The following is a 5,116-nucleotide window of genomic DNA, read 5'->3' on the forward strand; positions in this document are numbered from 1 at the left end:
GGGCTGCTTTAGCCGATGTAGTACCTACTATGGAAAATTCATTCAGGGTTTTAACTATTCTATCTATTGTACTTAACATAACACCTACACTTTTAGAATTAAAAAAAGAATAGTCGCTTTTTTAATATATTACGAAATTAAAGTCCAGCAAATAATATTGCTGGACTTTGTTGATATTAGAATGAACAATAAAATAAAAATATTCAAACATGCAAGTTTTTGATATTAATTTACGAATTAACTAATGTAAAAGCTTTTACAGTGAGGAGGAAGTAACTTGCAAGATAAATTAATGATTAAATACATAAAAAAGAAAAATGAAAAAGGAATGGAAATGTTAATAGATCAGTACAATGGCCTTATTACTTCTGTAGTTAGGTATCATTTAGGTGCTCTTATTAATTATGAAGAAGAATGTGTTAGCGATACTTTATTGGCTATTTGGAATAACATAGATGGATTTGAAAAAAATAAAAATTCTTTTAAAAACTGGATATGTGCAATAGCTAAATATAAAGCAATTGATTATAAAAGAAAATATCTAAATAAGATGGAATCATCTACATTAGATGAAGAGACACCATATATAGATAAAAATTTATTAAATATAGAAATTCAAGAAGAATTAAACGAGACCTTAAACTTCTTATCTAAAGAGGATGAAGAAATATTTAGACGATATTATCTAGAAGGTGAAAGTATAGTAGATATAGCACGGAATAAGAAATTAGCTATTTCTAGTGTCCATAGTAAGTTATCTAGAGGTAAGGCCAAGATAAGAAAATCTTTACTAGAAAATGGAGGTAAATAAGATGATAGACAAATATAAAGTATTAAATAACGAAAAAATTCAATTTGATAGATATACTGAAGTAAAAACTGATAATGAAAAAATGAAAAATATAATGAAATCAAAGATAAAATCTAAAAAGCAAGTAAATAAAAAATTGATAGTAGCAAGTGTATCAGCCACACTTGTTTTAGGTTCTGTAGCTCTTACAAATGAGAGAGCATTGGCATATATAAATAGATTAGTAAATAGTATTGAGTATTTTTTAGATAGAGACTCAGGAGAGTTTGATAAATATAAGTTTGAAGGAAACCAATCATTAGAAAAAGATGGATTGATACTTAACTTAGGAGATGTAATGCTTGATGATAAGCAATTAATCGTAAGTTTGGGGATTGATTATAGTAATTTTGATTTAGAGAAAAACGGATTTAATAAAAAGGACTTTGCACCAGATTTACCCCTTATTACAATAGGCGATATGTCTTTTCCTGGTCAAGGTGGAGCAATTAATCAAAGGAATGTAAGAGGTGAGGATAAAAAGGAAATTTTATATATTGTTGATTTAACTAGAATTGACACTGATGGAGATGGGGTCGTTGATAAAGACTTTGATATACTTAAAAATTTAGAGGAAAATAAAGATTATGATATGAAAATTAAATTTAAAGACTTTGATATAGGTGAGTCAAAAACAGAGTCAAGTAGATGGCTAAGTAAGGAACTTGGAACATGGGAATTTAATACTATTATAAATACTTCTAATATATCTAATGATATGAAAGTTGTTGAAATTAACAAAGCTATTGATATAAGTGAAGGAAATATAAAATGCAAGTTGAAGATTGATGATATAAGGATATCTCCTGTATCTGCAAAGGTTAAGATGGATATAGAAGGAGACACTTCAGATAATACATATTTCTTCTTGTCAGTAACAGATGAAAATGGTAAAGATTTAATGAATCTTGATAGTGGTATTTCAGATACTGAAAATACACTTTACTGTGATTTTGAACTTAAAGGAACAGAAGAAAAAATAGTAATAACACCTGTTGTTTGTATTGATGGTAATGAAAAACACCTTGATGATGAAGTAATAGAAATAGAAATTCCATAATTTAATCCTACATAAAGTAATGCCAATGATTATTAACATAGTTATTGGTATTATTTATATTTATGAAACTTTGGTGACTTTTTTATGTGATTGCTATACATGATGAACAATATTAATATAATACCAAATAAAAATTAGGGGGGAGTTTTCTATGGATGATGTAATGATAGAAACTGATAGATTAATTTTAAGAAAAATAAATAAAGATGATTACTTAGAAATTGCAAATATTCTTCAAGATCGTGTAAAAGCCTGTGTATGTCTCAATTGTGGTAGTGTAGAATTTTATATAATGCGAATTAAGAATATTTTTGATATCATATAGATAAGTCTGAATTTATGGAGATAATATAATGAAAAAAACAAGTAAAAATATGGCAATAGGTATGTCACTTGGAATGTGTTTTGGTGCTTCATTTGGAACTTCTTTCGGTGGATTATTTGGTGGTAATATAGCCATGGGTACTTCCATGGGAATTTGCATTGGTATGTTAGTAGGACTTGCTATTGGCTCAGCAAAAGATAAAGCTGTTAATGCACAGATAGAAGAAGAAGGATACACTATCAAGATGATAGAAAAAGATAATAAATCCACTGAATATAAAGTTACTATTGTTAACAATAAAAGGAAAGAGGTAGTTGTTACAGTTCCCTCTAGTACTATGGAAACAGAATTATTCACAGTTGGAGACATAGTGTTCATGGACGAGGATGGAGATATTGAGCAGGCATTTAATAAAGAGAATGAATAATGCAAAAGATTATGCACAGGATCAGTTAAATATATGGTCACATTGCACTATTAGATAAAAGTAAATCTTTCTTACATTATTGTAAATTGTACTAAGTAATTAAATCATATATTATATGTATATAATATATAAAGTATACTAATATGTTTTCAATTCATATTACTCTTACACAATCATAGAAGATTTATTATATTTAAACAACTTAACATGAAAAGAGGAATTTAGATGTCTAAAATATTAAAATCAGCATCCATATTGTTTATCGCAACAATAATATCAAAGATTGTTGGATTTTTAAGAGATTTAGTTATTGGATATGTGTATGGTATTGGTGTTATATCAGATTCATATCTAATGGCGTTGAATATCATAACGGTAGCATTTATATCGCTATTATGTGTAGCTATTCAAAGTACATATATGCCTATATATACATCAATAGAAGAAAAGAGTGGAAAGGAAAAAGCTTTAAAATTCACAAGCAATGTTATAAATATTATATTTATTATATCATTAATTGTATCAATTTTAGGTTGGATTTTCACAGAACCATTGGTTAAATTGTTTGCAACAGGATTTGAAGGAGAGAGACTTAAGCTTACCATACAACTAACAAGAATTATTTTATTTTCAGTTGGTTTAGTATGTATAACATACGTATTAAAAGCGTACTTAGAGATACATGACTACTTTTTGATTACAGGTATAATGCCCTTACCATATAATATATCAATAATAATATCAGTTTTACTTAGTAGAGTTTTGGGTGTAGAAATCTTAGCATATGGAACTGTATTTGCATTTTTTATTCAAATGATATTTTTAATTCCATTTTGCTGTAAAAAGGGATTTAGATACAAATTAAATATTGATTTGTTTGATAAAAATATAAAGAAGATGGCTTTAGCTATAGGACCTGTTTTGATAGGAGCATCAGCATATCAAATAAATAGTTTAGTAGATAAGAATCTATCATCTTTTTTAGTAACAGGTTCTTTATCTGCATTAAATTATGCATATAAATTAAATATGTTTGTTACAGGATTATTTGTTGCATCAATAACAGCTGTAATATATCCTGTATTTTCTAAATTGAGTTCAAGAAATGATTTAAGAAAACTAAAGATTACATTTTGTAAATCTATTAATTCTGTCATATTAATTATTATGCCTATTTCTATAGGTGCATTTATATTGTCAAAACCAATAGTAAAAGTACTTTTTGAAAGAGGTGCCTTTGATGAAAGTGCAACTATTATAACAGCTCAAGTATTATCTTGCTATGCTATAGGTATGGTTGCGGCAGGAATGAGAGATGTTGCTGTAAGGGTATTTTACTCCTTAGAAGACACCAAAATTCCAATGAAAAATAGTATATTATGTGTTATATCTAATATACTATTAAGCTTAATTTTAATAAGAACAATGAAAGTATCAGGACTTGCTTTAGGTTCAAGTATTTCGGCAATAATAGCTATATGTTTTTTATTGTTTAATCTTAGAAAGAAAATAGGAAAGTTTAATGCAATGAGTATTTTAATGACACTGTTTAAAACATTTTTAGCATCTTGTGTAATGGCTATTACAGTGTTGAAAATTTTTGCGAAAATATCCTTAATTAGTGAGTTTTTAGGATTAATAGTTTCTGTTAGCATGGGGGCCATAGTATATAGTATAATCGTATTAATTTTAAAGGTTGATTCAACTGATTATATTATTGATATAATAAAATCTAAAATAGCAAAATAAAAATATTTTGATGTTATATAGATAAATATAAATTTGTAGGTGAGTTTTGATATACTATATTAATATAGTGCAAATTTTATTTAACATCAAAATAGGCTAGTATATTACTAGTCTATTATTACACTCAACTCATCTTATATATTTAATTTACCTAACATCCAAGGGAAGTAATTATTAATTATATATACTAAAGGAACCTCTATGATAAGAAGTATAATTAATAATAGCATTCCTCCTAAAATTTTGTTAAAATCATTATTTAAAATAATTTGACATATTCGGATAATGTTTTGATTAGATACTTTGTTAAAGTTAATGTTACTTTTAGATTTGATAAGTATAAAATAAAATAGATTTGGATGACATAGCCATTGATATAAAATCAGTTGCTTTTTTGATATAATTAAGGTATAAATAATAATCTGACAGGGGAGTTAGTATGAAAATAAGGGAAGCTTATATAGTTATATCTGATGGAAGCAAGGTCTCTAGTGTAGACATGTCAGTAAATAATCGCATATCTAATAAAAAGTTAGAAATATGCACTACATCTGTAACTTTGCTTAATATGAGATTGGTAAATTCTAATTCACCAATGTTATATAATGCGAAATAAAAGGGAGGTAAAAATATGTGGATAATATTCGGGGGTATTGCCATAGTGGCTACTTTTTTAAATCTTTATATGTATAAAGTAGGAAAAAA

General features: G+C 26.8%; 6 protein-coding genes. All 6 read left to right on the forward strand.

All coding sequences use genetic code 11. The features are described from left to right. The first annotated feature begins 277 nt into the window (after nt 1-277). The 6 genes from NSA58_RS15855 (at nt 278) to NSA58_RS15880 (ending at nt 5,027) form a co-directional block, all read left to right on the forward strand. Nucleotides 278-811: a sigma-70 family RNA polymerase sigma factor gene (locus tag NSA58_RS15855; protein WP_039678787.1), complete on the forward strand. Its 534-nt coding sequence runs from the start codon at nt 278-280 to the stop codon at nt 809-811. A 1-nt stretch (nt 812) separates the two neighbouring features. After that, complete coding sequence (locus NSA58_RS15860; RefSeq protein ID WP_257560666.1) at nt 813-1,910, forward strand: DUF5643 domain-containing protein; 1,098 nt, start codon at nt 813-815, stop codon at nt 1,908-1,910. Between the two features lie 151 nt (nt 1,911-2,061). Then, nucleotides 2,062-2,235, forward strand: coding sequence for a hypothetical protein (locus NSA58_RS15865; RefSeq protein WP_257560667.1), 174 nt, complete (start codon nt 2,062-2,064; stop codon nt 2,233-2,235). A 28-nt stretch (nt 2,236-2,263) separates the two neighbouring features. Continuing rightward, nucleotides 2,264-2,662, forward strand: a complete 399-nt coding sequence (locus NSA58_RS15870) for a hypothetical protein (protein WP_052232884.1) — start codon at nt 2,264-2,266, stop codon at nt 2,660-2,662. 225 nt (nt 2,663-2,887) lie between these two features. Beyond that, nucleotides 2,888-4,411, forward strand: coding sequence for a murein biosynthesis integral membrane protein MurJ (gene murJ / locus NSA58_RS15875; protein WP_257560668.1), 1,524 nt, complete (start codon nt 2,888-2,890; stop codon nt 4,409-4,411). Nucleotides 4,412-4,850: 439 nt separating this feature from the next. After that, entirely contained in the window at nt 4,851-5,027 is a 177-nt protein-coding gene (locus NSA58_RS15880) for a hypothetical protein (RefSeq protein ID WP_257560669.1), read from the forward strand. Nucleotides 5,028-5,116 lie beyond the last annotated feature (89 nt).

The sequence above is a fragment of the Terrisporobacter muris genome (genome assembly GCF_024621905.1).
Lineage (GTDB): Bacteria > Bacillota > Clostridia > Peptostreptococcales > Peptostreptococcaceae > Terrisporobacter > Terrisporobacter muris.